This is a genomic window from Pseudoalteromonas sp. T1lg24, assembly GCF_002964745.1.
Lineage (GTDB): Bacteria > Pseudomonadota > Gammaproteobacteria > Enterobacterales > Alteromonadaceae > Pseudoalteromonas > Pseudoalteromonas spongiae.
The window spans coordinates 874,394-889,859 of record NZ_PQCB01000033.1; the positions used below are offsets into that span (position 1 = coordinate 874,394).

The following is a 15,466-nucleotide window of genomic DNA, read 5'->3' on the forward strand; positions in this document are numbered from 1 at the left end:
CAGGAGTGTAAAAACCTTAACGATAGCTGATAGACTCAACTTGTTGCGTTTGTATAATGAATTTTAAATTAGTCCTACACAAAAAAAGGGATTTAGACATGAAAAAACTGCTGACAGCATTGCTACTTTTAGTATGTAGTAATGTTTATGCTGGTTATCCAACTAGTTTTTCAAATGCTAAGACAAAAGCAGAAAAGGAAGTTTACTTTGACCGCTCGACAACATTTTACTGCCAATGTGATTTTGTATTCGATGATGTAAAGGATGTAGACAATGATGGCAACATCACTGAAACCAAAATAGACCCGAAAGCATGTGGATATGAACCACGAAACCCCATCACCAAAAAAGGAAAAGAAAATAAGCGTGTGTCTCGCATAGAGTGGGAGCATATCATGACTGCAAATATGATTGGTGGTCATCTAGACCAGTGGAAAAACTATAAAAACTACCAAATATGTAAAGACAAGAATTACAAGACTAGAGAGTGTGCTTATTATCTAGTGCCTGAATTTAAACGTGCTCATGATGATATGAACAATCTTGTACCTGCTGTGGGAGAATTAAACGGAGACCGTTCCAACTTTCGTTTTGCGAATATCGAGGGTGAGAAACGAGCATATGGACAGTGCGATTTTGAAGTTGATTTTGAAGCTGATACAGCAGAGCCTGCAGATAATGTGAAAGGTAATATTGGGCGCGTTTATCTACATATGATTAAAGAGCATAAGGTTTTGTTACCAGAAGAGACTATAAAAATGATGATGGAATGGTCTGATTTAGATCCAGTTGATGCATGGGAGTGTGAGCGCAATGAGCGTATTAAGAAGTCTCAAGGCCTCGGTAATAGCTTTGTAGAAGCAGCCTGCGGGAAACGCTGATAACAAGATAATATTTGAAATTCGTGCAATCTTGTCAATACTTTAAGTATCAACAGGACGTTGGAGAGCAGCATGGAATTCAAAATCGCAGAATTAGTAACAGCGACAATATCAGGTATGACGCTTTGGACTTTCAACAAAGTCCAAAAATCAAACATTCAAGCTCATCACCTAAAAGCCAATCAAGAATATGCAAAGCTTTTCAACTACCTTAAAAGTATGCCCGAAAACATGGAGTCAATTAAAACAACTTGTGAGAAGTTAAATTGGTCCCAAAATCAATTGAAAAGAGTAGTTAAGCGAACGCCATTTCGATTCTGTATTAAAGGAAAGTGTATTAGGGTTGATTAGAATGAGCCTAAACTAAATCTGTAAGTTATGATGTAAGGCTTTGGTCAAATTTGACCAGTCGGATATGTGTCAAGCTCGGCCGTTGGTAACGCCTTGGCTTAAAGTTGATTAGTAGGTGAGTAAGGTGCTCCATTAGTCGTTTTGTGCCCACTTTCAGAAATAAGATACAAGTGCTTTCTCGCTCTAGACGAAATCACATAAAGTAATCTGCTCGCAACATAGTTCTGATGTGACCTACTGCAATCGAAAATATCATTCCAATGCGGGACTTTACCGTTAAGAAGGCCTGTACAGATAACAACATCATATTCGTCGCCTTTCGTTGAATGGCATGTAGTAATTTTTACTCCATTCGAAGATGAAAAGAATCTTCTCAAGTCTGACGCCTTGTAATCCATCCCATACTTAGTCATTCGCTCCGTAGTAGCATTTAGTATGCTTTGTTTAGCTTTATAAGCTTCAGTTGTCTCATAAAGATCAATCTCTAGATTTTGTTAGCTTAGCAATAGTACATCACAACGCAAAACATAGGAGGCCAAACTCCCCACTGAAGCAATAACTATTGATTTACCGGCTCTTCTTTTTTAGGTAGTAAAACTTTAGTCCATTCTATTGGGTGGTTATCTAGCTTAAAATCAATCTCAAACTGTCTAAGAGAGGTGTGTTCTGGGTAGTTCTCTACTGCCATTTCAACCAAATCAATTGAGGTAGAGTAATCCCCAGATGAGCGATAGCGCTCTGCCAATTGAAGTATGATTCCCGCTTCAAATAACTTGGGACAGCGGAATTTTAGTTTGTTATCCCTCTCTCTGAAATACTTTTCTAAACATTCATAGTGAGTTGTCATTTCCCAAGCTGGAACAACATTTAAAATAAGGTTCACGATTAACGCTTCAGCACTTGGGTCTGATAATAGCTCCTCATGGGCGGAAATGAAATTATCAGAATTCTCCATTCGCTGGGATTCTGAAATTAAGCCATTATAAATAATATAAAGAGCTATGAACGACAATTTGTCATCTTTTTTAAGCTCATTTATTTTCCCCTCAACTACCGTTAACAACTCAGTTAAATCTGTAACCACACCTTTAGGATCTATGGCCATTCGGTGAGATAGTTGAGACAAAAATCCTTCTAGTTTCATGCTACCTGCGCCTTGATATAGGTTAGCTCTTCCAACCCAATATTGAGGTGCCATCGGCATTTGTACTATTCCAGACCTCTCAAGAGAATAATCATATACTTCACTTTCAACCGTGGGTTGCTGCATAATAAACTCTGTTATTACGTGCCTTGCAAGCCTTGATAGTCCTTGGATAGTAAGCCAAGTCTTTTTATTAATTCTGCATGTCTCTGTATACGAATCCGTTGTGATTAATTGGTCTGGAAGTTTTCGTAAATTATGAATATATTGCGACCGAGCTTGGTAAGCATTTGATAAGGCTTTAGCTAAGTCATTTCTCGATATAGGGTTAATAACACCAACTGTTTCTTCTCGATAGTAAGAAGGTCTAATGTTTTCTAGAGAAAAATCCCTAAATCGACGGCTCAGAGATGTATGCTCAATATCTAGAAGCGCTGCCCTCACTTTCTCAGAGGTGGTTTCATCTGCATCAACTAAAGCTGAATCAATAAGCCTTCTTTTTCTCTGATCATAATCCAACCACGACGCTTTATGACCGTCGAAGTTTTGTGCAAGGGATTCTATAGAAGCAACCAATAACGTATAGGCTAATTCGAAATCATCAGCTATACGCTGCATTCCCGTAACATAGGTTCGAATGGAACTCATTACTCCGAGGTAGGTATTCCTTTTTAAACCTATTAGTTGTTTTATAAATGCGAGTAAGTGTTCTTCGTCTTTCTCATTAAAGAAAACATCTTTGTCAAACACCCGCTTGACGATTTGCTTTGGTGTTGAATGTGTAGAAATACCATGTTGCTCGCCAAGCAGCCTATCAGTAAGAGTATAGCTAGGTGAGGCTGTACAGTTCAAAACAAATGAAATGATGGCAGAAAAGTCCAGTATATATGGGCCAATCCCATGTGAGACGAGCACTCCAGCAATATGACCGTTGCCTTCAATTAGCTCTTCTAGTTCGTAAACAATAGTATTTGATTGTCCTAAGTTTGACGTGGACAACAGGGAGCCAGCATCAGTTTCCAGTTTTTTATCTCGGTTAAGCCGTAAATTTGTATAAAGTACACCCCGTAGATTATTTCTATACTCTATTCCCCTTTGAAACATTTTCCCTGAACATATTTGTAGCATTACAAAACCTTTGAACCAATACTCAACCAAAGACATATTCATACATTAGAAAATTTAGGTCAATAGCAGAGAGAGGCATACTGTATCTAGTTGACCGCCAAGCAAACATGGGGGCATAGATCAGTCAACAAGTAAGGATTTCTTATCTATTGCTAACACGTTATAGGGCAGAGGCTAGTAATATTTAAAACCCGCCTATGTACAAAAATGAGTTAGATCCTAACGAAGGTTTTGTGCCAACTACAGCCATTCGAGTGTTTAGCCTTCGATATTTAAGAGCATAAAAACGGACGTACAGTAACGTCCCAGTCATAGTTGCCTTGTTATGCCTTACACTCAAGTAATTCACTTATTTCCTGAGCAATTTCATCAATCGTATGAGTTGCAGTACTACGCGCAACTTTATCAGCTAAAGAAGGGCTGAAATCAACCACTTCTTGTTTGGTAATATTGTGCCATATAGGTAGGAGAACTTGTTCTCCAGATACGGTTCTTGTGACAATTCCATCAAGTTCGTAGTTAGTCCATCCTTTTTTTATAAAGGATGGTGACAAAACCACTAAACCAACACGGCTATTAGCTAGCCCTTTATCTATTTTTTGTCTCAAACTGTCACCAATTCTAAGTGTCATTTCATCGAACCACACATTTAAACCTAAGGCAATCAATGCATTTGCTAACGGTCGAACTAGGTCACCTTTATCTTCTGATGCATGTGAAATGAATACATCATGAGTTTCACAACCAGACTCTGTCGGAGGAGGGATGTTATCTCTAACTAAACTAGGCACTTCTGATAATGGGCGCTCTTGTATTTCAGGTAACATGCCAGGAAGAATTCTTACGGAAGCTTTGGTAGAGCCTTGTAGACCTTGCATATCAACAGCAACATACCATCGGCCAGAGCTAGTTGCCTGTAACCTAATTGGTGAACGTTTGGCTAGCCCACCGATATAGCGATGTCTTCTTCCATTTTTATAATTATTAAACTCTGAACTTGTCATCAACCTAACGTTAGCGCCACGAGTAAGCGTAACTTCGACGATATCACCTCTTTTAATGTTTCCTAAGTCAAACTGTAAAAAATTCATTAATATCCTTATTCAATTATAGAAATGAAAAACTTTGCTGGTAGATGGATCGAGGCATAACACCCGCATGTTAGGCATAGGCTTCCACCTCTTTATGGAGGCCGTGATACTTCTTATATCTATAGTCCCTTGAATCTCTGAAACATGGAGGCAACCCCTCAGGAAAACGCTCCTCACCGAGAAACCCTAAGACATCCGATAAATAGTTGGTTACTCTTATCCAAGCATTGCGGAATGACTCAATTATCTCTTCATCAAAGCCTTCAATATGCCACTCTCTAATTAGAGCTAAAGCTTGTATGTCATCTGGCGCCAAAGTCTGCATTAAAATTGGATCTTTCTTCGAATTTTCAATAAATCTGTTGATCGCCATGTCACTATCTTCAAATGGATCTATATAGAAGCCAAATTGCATCTTGATCGTATAACCCCTGATAGATGCGACGAAAGCCTTACTTTCTGGCTTTAACATTGACTTGTGAACGATATGGCGACGATGCTGGATTATTTTTGAAAACAGAGGGTCGTTTAACTCCAATTCCCTTCTAATTGGTCTATGCCAATTAGGAAAATGCTCATGATTTTGTAGCGCCATTGTAATCATGTCGGGTATTTCCCGTAAAGAACGAATAAACGCATTCATGGAATACCTAAGAGCATCGGAATCATGATAGTGACCTTCGATTTGATGAAGATACCAGTGGCTTTCTTGCCATCTATCAAGTGCGGCTTCGATTTTTTCGTGTACACAAGTCATGTTTATGCCTAACAATCTAATATCTAACCAAAAGGGCGTTTTTATACCGAGACACAGCTCGTTTATATACTTGTACCAGTTCTAGCACACAATATAAGTGATTGCGATATATTGAAGATTTGTTAGAGCAAAAGAGCTTAGTTGTGACATGATACACCCATAGGGTTGTTTTCCTCACTATGCGAGCAAATCAGTTTAAAAGTCCGTTATTGAGAAAAGCATTTCTAACCATCGCATTTTTGTATGTCTCAAATTCGCTCATTACTGCCGGATACATGATTAAATTCAGAGGGTTACTTACGCTTTGTGCCATTTTGAGTCGTTCGATTTAAACTTAAGGTCATAATGACAACGGACATTACCATAACTGATTTCTGAACATTTCTAAGTGAGGACATACAAACACTCTAACTTTTAACAATGCTCAAAGTATGACAAACAAGCGTCCAGCTTATTTGTGACAAAGCAAACTTTCTAAATAACAACAGCCTCTTTCAGTGGATATTGTTTAACAAGCTGCTCATAGGTCCCTATACTTAAGTTATTTGCTGGAACGCCAATTTGTTCCAGTATAGATCTGTGTGCAATTGCCTCGCCTTGGCTGTATGAGTAACACTGCCAGCGAGCATCTGGATACTGATGCACAATACGTGAAAAATAAGGAATGTCTATTTTATTGAGTGAATGGCCAATTACGGTAATCACTGATACATCCTCACTATTTTTTAGCAAAGAGTTCAGCCTGTTTCTTATAATATCATCGACGGGTTTTTGAAGAGCTTCCAATACCTTCCGACCATTATTTATTGCTTCCGTATAATAACTATCTTCTTCAGCCCTTGCATGAGTCACGGCTTCTGTGTGACCAAAAATCAATGGACTCGCTTGCCCTACGCTACCGTGAATATGATAAACGTTCTTTTCTGGAATTTTGTAAAGCTGTTGTAATGTAGAGGTATAGTTGAAGCTAATGAATTGAGCTGTATCTGGGAACGTTATTTTCTGAACCGAATTCTCTAGGTTTATGCTCTTGATCCATCCAGTAAAGTTATGTGTTATTTCTTGGACAATTTCGATGCTAAAATTATCTACTGCGTCTTCAAGTCCATACATCTCCTTCGTTGGAAAATCATCCCCAGAGAAATCCATAAAATCGTTTTCACTTACCAAAATAGATTCATCAAATTGACCTAGCACATTTTCAAAGTCACTCCAAAGCTCTTCTTCTTCCAAACGACTTGGGAAGTAGTGCTCGATTTGATCTAGATATACTCTGTATTGCTTGTAAAAATCTTTGTAACTTGTAGGCATTTTATGCCACAAGTCAAAGCCATTGCCGATAATGAATAAATGATTGGATCTCACAAAATATCTCTTTTTTATCAAAAAATGTATCTTACGGCAGTACAGATAATCAATAGTTTTTTTGCGTGTGCGCTAAATTTATCACTTTAGCAAAAATAAGGTGCTAATAAGTGAGGAATCCAAGCGTTTTAACATAAAAAGGGACAGGAAATAGTTTATTAAGTGTCTGCGTAGTAGAATTTAATTATATACCTTAAAATCTGCTGATTGTCTCTAATTCGCTCTTTTGCGGCATTTTCATAAAACGTTTTGTGGGAAAACGTATTAGTTGAACGTCTGTTTTTGATAACTTGGTTAATAGCGATAGATGACCATCTTTTGAACGCTCAAAACCGTTATTCTTACAAAATCCAATCCTCAAAAAAACTGAAAAAATAATCGTTAAAAATTACGCTAATTTAGAAAAAAAACTGCCATTTTTTCGGTTTAATTAGCCTAACCAGCTGTTTTAATGAAATTAATCTAAGTTCAGATTCTGGAGTTAGCTGAGTTTATACAAACCGGATCAAGCGTGTTTTTTATCGCCATGAAATCGTCATAATTTGAAGTGGTGATGAGATAGTGCATGTTGTCTCTCCAACAATCAGATAGTTATTTGCAATACGATGGGAGTATACATTTGGTTCTTTTTTATACTGCTTGGTTGTTTTATTAAAAAATTTATACGTTTTAAAAAAGTGATTTAAATTTCTAATATTCAGTTAAATGAAAATGTAAGTTGCTGTTTTTAATTATTAAAATTTATTTCTAGGTGCTGTAAAGAGAGTGTTGGTAAGTGAAAACTTCACTCTCTCATTAAAGTAATAACTCTATTTAAACTGATGCGGGGGTTGAATCGCTAAACTGTTCAGCTTACACTTGTACGCTGACTGGGCGTACACATGTAAGTTTAAATGAGTTTAATATTCAATCCCTTAACAAATTGGTTTAGTAAACAGTTTTTCCATCATAGTTCGATGGCAGGTTATTTTGAGCCTGTAATTCAAATATTTAAGCCAAGTTGGCGCGATGGTTATTACCGTGCAAATGTGCAGTCGGTAACATACATTGCTAACAAAACAGTTTCGATAGAGCTCAAAGTTGAGTCTCGTTGGCCTACCCATAAAGCTGGGCAACATATTGAGCTAACAATAGAAATTAACGGCCGCTTAGTAACGCGCGTATTTACCATTGCCTCTAGCCCAAATCAGGCAATGCATGAAGGCGTGATCCGTTTAGTGATAAAGCAGCATGATGTTGGTGCATTTACGCCGTTTTTATCCCGTTTATCTGTGAATTCATGGGTTAATATTTCAAAACCTAAAGGCACATTTTTATTGCCACAGTCTAACGCTGTGACTTTTTTTGCTGCAGGTTCTGGTATTACGCCGTTTATTTCGATGTTGCATCAAGCATTACATGACGAAATCCCGCCAATTCATTTGGTGTATTATGCAAAACCAAATGAGCATTTGCTGGTGGCCGAGCTTGCCAGTTTGCGCAACCGCTTAGCAAATTTCACATTTACGTTACTTAGCCGAAGTACTAGCGGGGATGTTGCTGCAAAATTGCCAGAATTACTTGGTTCACAGTGGCTGGTATGTGGGCCGCAAGATTTTTATAAAACCATCAAAAACTATGCAGATACGCATCAGCAATCAATTGAAAGTGAGCATTTCTCGCTAGTAGATTTGCACACACACGGTGACGAAAAAGCGCATTTTCAGGTGGATCATGGTGGCATTAAATTTAAAGCCGACAATCAACAGCCGCTTTTAGCGCAGTTTCAAGCAAATAAAATTAACGTGCCTTACGGCTGTGGCATGGGCATTTGCCATCAATGCCAATGCGTAAAGAAAAAAGGCGTAGTGCGAGATATCCGCACCGGTAAATTATCAGATTACGGTGAAGAGTTAATTCAATTATGTGTATCGCAAGTGGTGTCGGATGTGGAGTTTAAAGCGTGAACACAGTAGCAGAACCAAATTATGATTTATTAGCCGAGCAGCTAAACGAAATTCAATCAACAACGATGGCAAAAGTAGGTGAGCAAGACGCAAACTATATTCGCGGTGTGATTGTAACGCAGCGCATTTTAGAATGGTCGGGCCGTATTTTATTGGTGCTTGGCTTTGTTACGCCGTGGCTTTGGCTTATCGGTGTGCTTGCGCTTGCAACGGCTAAAATACTCGACAATATGGAAATCGGCCACAATGTTATGCACGGCCAGTACGACTGGATGAACGACAAGCATATTAACTCTAAAGCGTACGAGTGGGATATCGCCTGCGACGGTAAAAGCTGGAACCGCGTACATAACTTTGAGCATCACACTTATACCAATATTATCGGTAAAGATCGGGACTTTGGTTATGGTTTATTACGCTTATCAAACGATTTTCGCTGGCGAGTAAAAAACCTTTGGCAATTTATCACTTACCTAAATTTAAGTGTGTTATTTCAGTGGGGCGTGTCGTATCACGAGCTTGCCGCTGAGCGTGTGTTTTTTGGTAAGAAAAAAGAGAACCGCGATTATAAAGTGCCACACAGCGAACTAAAAACACGGTTTTTTAGTAAAGGCGCGCGCCAATTAATTAAAGACTATCTAATTTTCCCACTGTTAGCAGGGCCATTCTTTTTATGGGTATTAGTGGGTAATCTAATTGCCAATTTGCTACGTAACTTATGGACATCAACTATTATATTTTGTGGTCATTTTACTGGCGATGTAAAAACATTCAGTGAAAAAGAATGCGAAAACGAGACAAAAGGGCAGTGGTATTACCGTCAAGCATTGGGTTCATCAAATATTAAAGGTAGTAAGTGGTTCCATGTTCTAACTGGGCACTTAAGCTTTCAAATAGAGCACCATTTATTTCCAGATATGCCTGCAAAACGTTACCGTGAAATTGCACCTAAAGTGCAACAGGTATTTCGTGAACACGGTATTCAATACAACACAGGTAGTTTTTTCAAACAATATGGCTCGGTAGTTAAACGCATTTTGCGTTATTCGTTGCCATAACTGGTTAAATCAGTTCCTTAACATAATGTGCCCGGTTATTGTCTGCCAACAATAGCATGGGTGCATTATTTTCTAATCTAGTTACATAAGCTTAGGTTTCCTTTTTAACACGTCTTACTATTCACTACAGCTTGTGATAATAAATAGCGACGTTCAAACTTGCTTATACAAAACTGAAGGTTAAGTTCAACCTTCAGTCCGATTATAGTTGAATGCTTATTGCTCGCCGTAAATAGGGTAATCGGTGTACCCACGTTCATCACCACCAAACAAAGTGCTTGGATCTGAAATTTCGTTTAACGGTAGGTTGTTCTCTAAGCGATAAGGCAAATCGGGGTTTGCTAGAAATTTCCGACCAAACGCAACGTAATCAACTAAAGATCGTTTATAAGTTCGTTTGCTTTTTCGGGCGTGTAATTACCGGCGACAACAATTGCACCAGAAAAATTTTTACGAAGTTGCTGGCGAAACGTGTCTGTAACAGTCGGGGCATCATCCCAATCAGCCTCGGCAAGGTGAATATAAGCAATGCCCAATTCATCAAAATACTTTGCTAACAATAAAATAGCATCGATTGCTTTTGGGTCGTTCATGCCTCTTTGGGTTATAAATGGCGCTAACCTTATCGCTGTGCGCTCAGCACCTATTTCGTTGCTAATTGCTTTAATGATCTCTAATGCAAAGCGAATACGATTTTCTAAGCTGCCACCATATTCGTCATCACGTTTATTAGAGGTAGCGCGTAAAAACTGGTCAATTAAATAACCGTTTCCTGCATGCACTTCTACACCGTTAAATCCTGCTTCTATAGCGTTTGCTGCCGCTTGGCGGTAGTCGGCAACAATGTCTTTAATTTCTTGCGTGGATAATGCGCGTGGAGTAGGGCAGTCAAGCATACGGCCAACGCCATCATCACCGACTATCCATACTTGTGCATCAGGTGCTAAGGCGCTTGGAGCTACGGGTAATCCATCTGGATGAAACACCGAATGTGACATGCGGCCTACATGCCACAGCTGAGAAAAAATAATGCCTCCGTTGTTATGTACTGCATGGGTTACTTTTTTCCAACCGTCGATCTGGGCTTGTGTAAAAATACCGGGCGTAAAAGAATATCCTTTGCCTTGTGCAGAAATTTGGGTGGCCTCCGATACGATAAAGCCTGCACTTGCCCGTTGTGCATAGTAAGTTGCCATTAAGTCTGTAGGAATGTCACCAGGTTGCGCGGTACGAGAACGCGTCATAGGTGCCATCACCACTTTATTATTGGTATTAAGGTTGCCAAGTTTACCGGTGTTAAATAATGCGTTTTTCATATTCTTAACCTTATTAGTGAATGTCATTGCTCGAAAATAGAATTTCGATTTTTAGGCCATCAGGACCTTTAATAAATACTTGATGTTCGTTTGCTTCAGGGATTTCTCGTTCAACAAATGGCATGTTTAACCTTGTTAAACGTTCTTTTATTCTGTGGTAGTCATTTGAGGTGAACGCTAAATGGTCTACCGTTGGCAAGCTCGGTATTAAACTGTGCTTTTCGTCATGCCCTAAATAAAAAGATTGCTCAGGGTTAATGTCATCTCTTTTTGCAATGTGGATACAAGGCACATTGAGTTCGTCATACAACCAAACACCTGCAAAACCAAATGGCGGACGTCGTCCTTTTTTCAAACCAAGTGCTCGTATTAAAAACTGAGACATTTCATCTAAATCCGATGCTAGCAATAGTGCGTGATTCAATTGCATATCAACCTCCTTAAAGCGATGTATTCAGTTTAACTATTTTGACTAAATTGATAATTGCTCGTAGAGTTAAATCACTATTCAGAATAACTGAAGAATCATGGCTAAAATTGATGATATGGCGTTGTTTGTTCACGTTGTAAAAGCGGGGGGATTGGCGGCAGCTGGACGAAAATTAGGGCTTTCACCCGCAAGCATGACAGCACGCATTAACCAACTTGAAATGCGGTACGGCACGAGATTATTGACGCGAAATACACGAAGTATCTCGTTAACTGATGTTGGTGAGCGTTTTTATGCTGGCTGTTTACGTGTAATTGAAGAGGTAGAAAATACGGAAAACATGCTTCAAGAATCGCAAAACACCTTGCGAGGACATTTACGAATATCGGCAACATCTGATTTCGGCCGACAATATGTCGCCCCCGCCCTTGCAGAATTTAGCAGTATTCACCCAGATGTCTCACCTCATTTAATGTTAACTGACAGCTTAATTAACATCATCGATGAAGGGGTAGATATCGCTTTTAGATTTGGTAATTTACCAGACAGTAACCTAATTAGTAGGCCGTTAGCTAAAAATCGACGAGTACTATGCGCCTCGCCCGATTACATAAAAAATTATGGATTACCGCAACACCCGAAAGAGTTATTAAAGCATCGATGTTTGATTTTAGAGCGCTCAGGACAGCCACTAAACGAGTGGTATTTTGAAATTAATAACAAACGGCAGCTAATAAAGGTAGCGCCGCATTTATCGTGCTCTGATGGTGAAGTAATTAGGCATTGGGCAGTTCAAGGTCATGGCATAGCATTTAAATCGTTGATCGACATAAGAGAAGATCTCTCCAATAACAAGCTTGTATTGCTATTAGATGAATACGTACGAGGGTTTAGCCACAGCGATACTGAAGTAGTGGGCGTACAAGCCATTTACGCAAGCAGACAATACTTACCAAAGCAGGTAAAAGTATTTTTAACTTATTTTGAACAGTGGTTGAATCATAAATCTATTAAAGTATGAAATATCAGAGAGTTATTTTTTAGATGTTATGACTTGACGAGGTGGTGTGGTTTAAATTTTAAAATAAAAAAAGCGACTATCTGGGGATAATGATAGTCGCTTAGGCCTACTCGTTGGGGTTTAAATCAGATTAATAAACTCTGTGGTTGCAAAGCTATTAGCAGTTTTGTTCTTCGCTGCCGATCTCTTCTTTCGCTTTTTCACACAGGTCTTCGGCTTTGTTTTGCGCGTCGGTGATGGCTTCATCAATACGCTCGCCTGCATCTTCTGCTGGGCCTTCAGAACAACCCGTTAGTGTAAATACGGCACCAAGTGCAATTACTTTTGTCATTGTCATTAATGTTTTCATGATATTTTTCCTTATAAAATTAATTGAGTAATAGCGGTTTTACGGCCCGCTTAGGCCTTGGGCGCCCTTATTTTGGGTAAAATTAGCGACAGAACTAATAGAGCGACAAATACAAAGAACAAAATCTTCGCGATACTCGCTGCGGCGCCTGCAATGCCACCAAATCCTAAAAGTGCGGCAACAATTGCTAAAACAATAAATGTAAGTGACCAACCAAGCATACATCCTCCTTAATTATTGGGGTTAGGTTAACTATTAAGCGGTTACTTCTTGCAATGCTTTCATCTCGTCATGACACGCTTGCATGCTGTTTTGAATCAGTTTTAACGTACTGAAGTAAGGCGCTGGCAATGGCTCTTCAAGCGCTGCTTCAATTTTATCAAGTACGCGGTCTTCAACTTCTTCAAGCTGGGCAATGTAAGTATGTTCTTTATCAGTACTTACTACCGACAACACCTTAGTGTATGTTTCGCGCATTGATACAACTAAGTCGCTGTCCGTTTCAACTTCACCTTCATCAAGCACTACTAATGGTTGCAATTCAGCCGCGGCACGCTCTTTCTCAGAAATCATGCGGTCGAAGATGATTTCAAGACTTTGGCTAGAGACTTTTGTTTTGGCTTCTTTATAAAATTCGATACCGCCATTTAAAACTTTCACAAGCTCTTTTACCGGGGTTAAGTTGTAATTCGAGTTTGACATAAATGCTCCTTTTCAATTTTCTTAACGGTTCAAACTATTAATGCATGGCGTGTGCCAAAAATAAAATCAATATAAATCAGTGGCTTGGGTGTTTTTGTGAAAAAGTGCCTGCGACACATTTACAGGCACTATGAAGTTTTTACTTATCTTGACTCTGTATATCTTGCAAAGAGTGGCCACCCTTTGCGTTAAAGTCCAAAGTACGGATTGGGAACGGAATAAGAATGTCGTTTTGCTCAAGTGTTTTATGAATAGTGGCAACCGCTTTGTGGCGCATTTCCATAAAGCCAATCTCGCCTGGGTAGTCTATCCAAAACCATACAAGCAGGTTTACTGAGCTGTCAGCAAACTCGCTGGCATACACTGCAGTTTCAGATTGTTTAATTACGCCATCAAGATCATTAATAGCATCGGTTAGCACGTCTCGTGCTTTATCTACATCGTCTGCGTAAGAAATCCCCACAGATACTTCTATACGACGTTTACGTAGGCGCGAGTAATTTAATAGCTCGTTTTTAAACAGGATTTTGTTGGGCACTATGGCCATTTGACCATAAAAGTTCTCTATTAAGGTATTGCGAAGATTAATGCGCTCTACCGTGCCAAAGGTATCGCCGGCTTCTATAATATCGCCAACGCGAAAGGGTTTTCGAATACCCATTACAATACCTGCAATTAGGTTTTCGGTCATATCTTGAAAAGCAAAGCCAATGGCAAGGCCAATAATGCCTGCACCCGCAAGTAATGATGCCACCGCTTTTGACAGCCCCATAATGTCGAGTGCGAAAAAGAAACCAATAACAATAATCACCATGCGACAAATGCCTGTAATAAGGCCGGCTATTTGTGATGACTCAAAAATACGGTTAAGTAATTTTTTTATCCAACCCGATATCCATTTAGATAAAGCTAAAAATATAATGAAGATAACAAGCGCAATTACCATGTTGGGCAAATTCTTTATGGTTATTTCAAGCCAGTGAGTGAGCTTTTCATTTATAAGAGACCAAAACTTCTCCAATGTAATCGACATAACTGCTCCTTTAAAAATGTAATGACGTTACCTGGGGTTACGCAGTTTATATGCCAGCGCAGCTAAATTGAGTAAGGCTAAGGTGTTGTGAGGCGTTTGTAATAATGAGGCAGTGTATTTGTGTAAAACGTACAGGGATATTTTTCACACTGGTTGTGTAAATGCTACATTGGTAAATTCCTGCTTTTCCATAAGTTGTTGATATTTAAAGTTAAAAATTCTGGTATGTGAAATGCATTAAGTAAATCGAACTCAGCAAAAAGGAAATTTATTATGAATCGTACATTTAATACACTTGCACTAGTTACTGTTTTATCTACAACTGCTCTTTCAGTAAATGCGAAAGACAACCAGTGGGAAAAAGAAGCAAGCGACGCTTGGATTGATGGTAAAGCTGAAGCAACTTTACTTTTCAATACACAGCTAAATTCGTTTGATATTAACACCGATGTGGATAAAGGTGTGGTAACGCTAACGGGTAAAGTAAATCACGATGTTGATAAAAAGCTGGCACAAGAGTTAGTGATTGGTATCGACGGCGTTAAAGAGGTTGAAAACCGCTTAACAGTGCTACCAGATAGCAAAAACAAGTCAGAAAAAGACGACAGTCAAATTGAATCTGACTTTGTAGACGCAAAAATTGCAACGGTAATCAAAACACGCTTATTGTTCGATACAGATATTAGCGGTACGAGCATTGACGTTGATGTTGAAGGCCAAAACGTTACCTTAACAGGTGAAGTTGAATCAGAAGCTGAAAAGCAATTAGCAATTACCATTGCTAAAAATGCAGACGACGTTGAAAACGTAGAAGATAACCTTCGCGTTGTAAAACAGTCTTAATCCTGTCCCAATTACTGCACTACAAAAAAGCACCGAAAGGTGCTTTTTTTA

Annotated in this window: 16 protein-coding genes and 1 pseudogene; 6 read left to right on the forward strand and 11 right to left on the reverse strand. The window is 39.0% G+C overall.

Annotated elements, in window-relative coordinates; all coding sequences use genetic code 11:
- Window positions 1-98: 98 nt before the first annotated feature.
- Both C2M30_RS16135 and C2M30_RS16140 read left to right on the forward strand, forming a co-directional pair.
- Window positions 99-881 (forward strand): endonuclease, encoded by a 783-nt coding sequence (locus tag C2M30_RS16135; RefSeq protein ID WP_105172985.1) that lies wholly within the window; start codon window positions 99-101, stop codon window positions 879-881.
- Window positions 882-953: 72 nt separating this feature from the next.
- Window positions 954-1,232 carry a hypothetical protein gene (locus C2M30_RS16140; protein ID WP_105172422.1) on the forward strand — a complete coding sequence of 93 codons (279 nt, stop codon included), beginning with the start codon at window positions 954-956 and terminating at the stop codon, window positions 1,230-1,232.
- A gap of 98 nt (window positions 1,233-1,330) precedes the next feature.
- On the opposite strand, the gene C2M30_RS16145 is transcribed toward C2M30_RS16140, so the two are convergent.
- The 5 genes from C2M30_RS16145 to C2M30_RS16165 all read right to left on the reverse strand — a co-directional run bounded on the left by C2M30_RS16145 (window position 1,331) and on the right by C2M30_RS16165 (window position 6,717).
- A complete protein-coding gene (locus C2M30_RS16145) occupies window positions 1,331-1,645 on the reverse strand; it encodes a 3'-5' exonuclease (protein ID WP_325050774.1) in 315 nt (104 codons plus the stop codon).
- A 146-nt stretch (window positions 1,646-1,791) separates the two neighbouring features.
- Window positions 1,792-3,540, reverse strand: coding sequence for a hypothetical protein (locus C2M30_RS16150; protein ID WP_199775899.1), 1,749 nt, complete (start codon window positions 3,538-3,540; stop codon window positions 1,792-1,794).
- Between the two features lie 287 nt (window positions 3,541-3,827).
- Complete coding sequence (locus C2M30_RS16155; RefSeq protein ID WP_105172424.1) at window positions 3,828-4,595, reverse strand: DUF1883 domain-containing protein; 768 nt, start codon at window positions 4,593-4,595, stop codon at window positions 3,828-3,830.
- Between the two features lie 70 nt (window positions 4,596-4,665).
- Window positions 4,666-5,352 (reverse strand): hypothetical protein, encoded by a 687-nt coding sequence (locus C2M30_RS16160; RefSeq protein ID WP_105172425.1) that lies wholly within the window; start codon window positions 5,350-5,352, stop codon window positions 4,666-4,668.
- A gap of 474 nt (window positions 5,353-5,826) precedes the next feature.
- Window positions 5,827-6,717 (reverse strand): bacteriophage abortive infection AbiH family protein, encoded by an 891-nt coding sequence (locus C2M30_RS16165; RefSeq protein ID WP_105172426.1) that lies wholly within the window; start codon window positions 6,715-6,717, stop codon window positions 5,827-5,829.
- A gap of 893 nt (window positions 6,718-7,610) precedes the next feature.
- On the opposite strand from C2M30_RS16165, the gene C2M30_RS16170 reads away from it, so the two are divergent.
- A complete protein-coding gene (locus tag C2M30_RS16170; protein ID WP_234004757.1) occupies window positions 7,611-8,663 on the forward strand; it encodes a flavin reductase family protein in 1,053 nt (350 codons plus the stop codon).
- Between the two features lie 65 nt (window positions 8,664-8,728).
- Window positions 8,729-9,721 (forward strand): fatty acid desaturase family protein, encoded by a 993-nt coding sequence (locus C2M30_RS16175; RefSeq protein WP_105172988.1) that lies wholly within the window; start codon window positions 8,729-8,731, stop codon window positions 9,719-9,721.
- A 216-nt stretch (window positions 9,722-9,937) separates the two neighbouring features.
- On the opposite strand, the pseudogene C2M30_RS16180 reads toward C2M30_RS16175, so the two are convergent.
- Window positions 9,938-11,037: pseudogene (locus tag C2M30_RS16180) on the reverse strand (alkene reductase).
- 13 nt (window positions 11,038-11,050) lie between these two features.
- A complete protein-coding gene (locus C2M30_RS16185; RefSeq protein ID WP_105172427.1) occupies window positions 11,051-11,467 on the reverse strand; it encodes a VOC family protein in 417 nt (138 codons plus the stop codon).
- Between the two features lie 97 nt (window positions 11,468-11,564).
- Between C2M30_RS16185 and C2M30_RS16190 the strand changes: the two genes are divergently transcribed.
- Window positions 11,565-12,488: a LysR family transcriptional regulator gene (locus C2M30_RS16190; RefSeq protein WP_105172428.1), complete on the forward strand. Its 924-nt coding sequence runs from the start codon at window positions 11,565-11,567 to the stop codon at window positions 12,486-12,488.
- Window positions 12,489-12,645: 157 nt separating this feature from the next.
- Here the strand turns inward: C2M30_RS16190 and C2M30_RS16195 are convergent, their stop codons facing one another.
- From C2M30_RS16195 to C2M30_RS16210, 4 genes are all read right to left on the reverse strand, one after another.
- The gene (locus C2M30_RS16195; protein WP_105172429.1) at window positions 12,646-12,837 is read right to left on the reverse strand and encodes a hypothetical protein; all 192 of its coding nucleotides are present in this window, start codon (window positions 12,835-12,837) and stop codon (window positions 12,646-12,648) included.
- Window positions 12,838-12,887: 50 nt separating this feature from the next.
- The gene (locus tag C2M30_RS16200; protein WP_082428442.1) at window positions 12,888-13,058 is read right to left on the reverse strand and encodes a DUF1328 domain-containing protein; all 171 of its coding nucleotides are present in this window, start codon (window positions 13,056-13,058) and stop codon (window positions 12,888-12,890) included.
- A gap of 34 nt (window positions 13,059-13,092) precedes the next feature.
- A complete protein-coding gene (locus C2M30_RS16205; RefSeq protein ID WP_010558577.1) occupies window positions 13,093-13,539 on the reverse strand; it encodes a ferritin-like domain-containing protein in 447 nt (148 codons plus the stop codon).
- 139 nt (window positions 13,540-13,678) lie between these two features.
- Window positions 13,679-14,572 carry a mechanosensitive ion channel family protein gene (locus C2M30_RS16210; protein WP_234004758.1) on the reverse strand — a complete coding sequence of 298 codons (894 nt, stop codon included), beginning with the start codon at window positions 14,570-14,572 and terminating at the stop codon, window positions 13,679-13,681.
- A gap of 273 nt (window positions 14,573-14,845) precedes the next feature.
- Here C2M30_RS16210 and C2M30_RS16215 point away from each other — a divergent pair, with 273 nt between their 5' ends.
- Window positions 14,846-15,415, forward strand: coding sequence for a BON domain-containing protein (locus tag C2M30_RS16215; protein ID WP_054977894.1), 570 nt, complete (start codon window positions 14,846-14,848; stop codon window positions 15,413-15,415).
- Window positions 15,416-15,466 lie beyond the last annotated feature (51 nt).

Bases quoted from the DNA above. Each gene is read 5' to 3' on its own strand.
- C2M30_RS16135 (WP_105172985.1), top strand. From the start codon at position 99: ATGAAAAAACTGCTGACAGCATTGCTACTTTTAGTATGTAGTAATGTT.
- C2M30_RS16140 (WP_105172422.1), top strand. From the start codon at position 954: ATGGAATTCAAAATCGCAGAATTAGTAACAGCGACAATATCAGGTATG.
- C2M30_RS16205 (WP_010558577.1), bottom strand. From the start codon at position 13,539: ATGTCAAACTCGAATTACAACTTAACCCCGGTAAAAGAGCTTGTGAAA.
- C2M30_RS16160 (WP_105172425.1), bottom strand. From the start codon at position 5,352: ATGACTTGTGTACACGAAAAAATCGAAGCCGCACTTGATAGATGGCAA.
- C2M30_RS16200 (WP_082428442.1), bottom strand. From the start codon at position 13,058: ATGCTTGGTTGGTCACTTACATTTATTGTTTTAGCAATTGTTGCCGCA.
- C2M30_RS16150 (WP_199775899.1), bottom strand. From the start codon at position 3,540: ATGTCTTTGGTTGAGTATTGGTTCAAAGGTTTTGTAATGCTACAAATA.
- C2M30_RS16190 (WP_105172428.1), top strand. From the start codon at position 11,565: ATGGCTAAAATTGATGATATGGCGTTGTTTGTTCACGTTGTAAAAGCG.
- C2M30_RS16170 (WP_234004757.1), top strand. From the start codon at position 7,611: ATGAGTTTAATATTCAATCCCTTAACAAATTGGTTTAGTAAACAGTTT.
- C2M30_RS16155 (WP_105172424.1), bottom strand. From the start codon at position 4,595: ATGAATTTTTTACAGTTTGACTTAGGAAACATTAAAAGAGGTGATATC.
- C2M30_RS16175 (WP_105172988.1), top strand. From the start codon at position 8,729: ATGGCAAAAGTAGGTGAGCAAGACGCAAACTATATTCGCGGTGTGATT.
- C2M30_RS16145 (WP_325050774.1), bottom strand. From the start codon at position 1,645: ATGACTAAGTATGGGATGGATTACAAGGCGTCAGACTTGAGAAGATTC.
- C2M30_RS16185 (WP_105172427.1), bottom strand. From the start codon at position 11,467: ATGCAATTGAATCACGCACTATTGCTAGCATCGGATTTAGATGAAATG.
- C2M30_RS16195 (WP_105172429.1), bottom strand. From the start codon at position 12,837: ATGAAAACATTAATGACAATGACAAAAGTAATTGCACTTGGTGCCGTA.
- C2M30_RS16215 (WP_054977894.1), top strand. From the start codon at position 14,846: ATGAATCGTACATTTAATACACTTGCACTAGTTACTGTTTTATCTACA.
- C2M30_RS16210 (WP_234004758.1), bottom strand. From the start codon at position 14,572: ATGTCGATTACATTGGAGAAGTTTTGGTCTCTTATAAATGAAAAGCTC.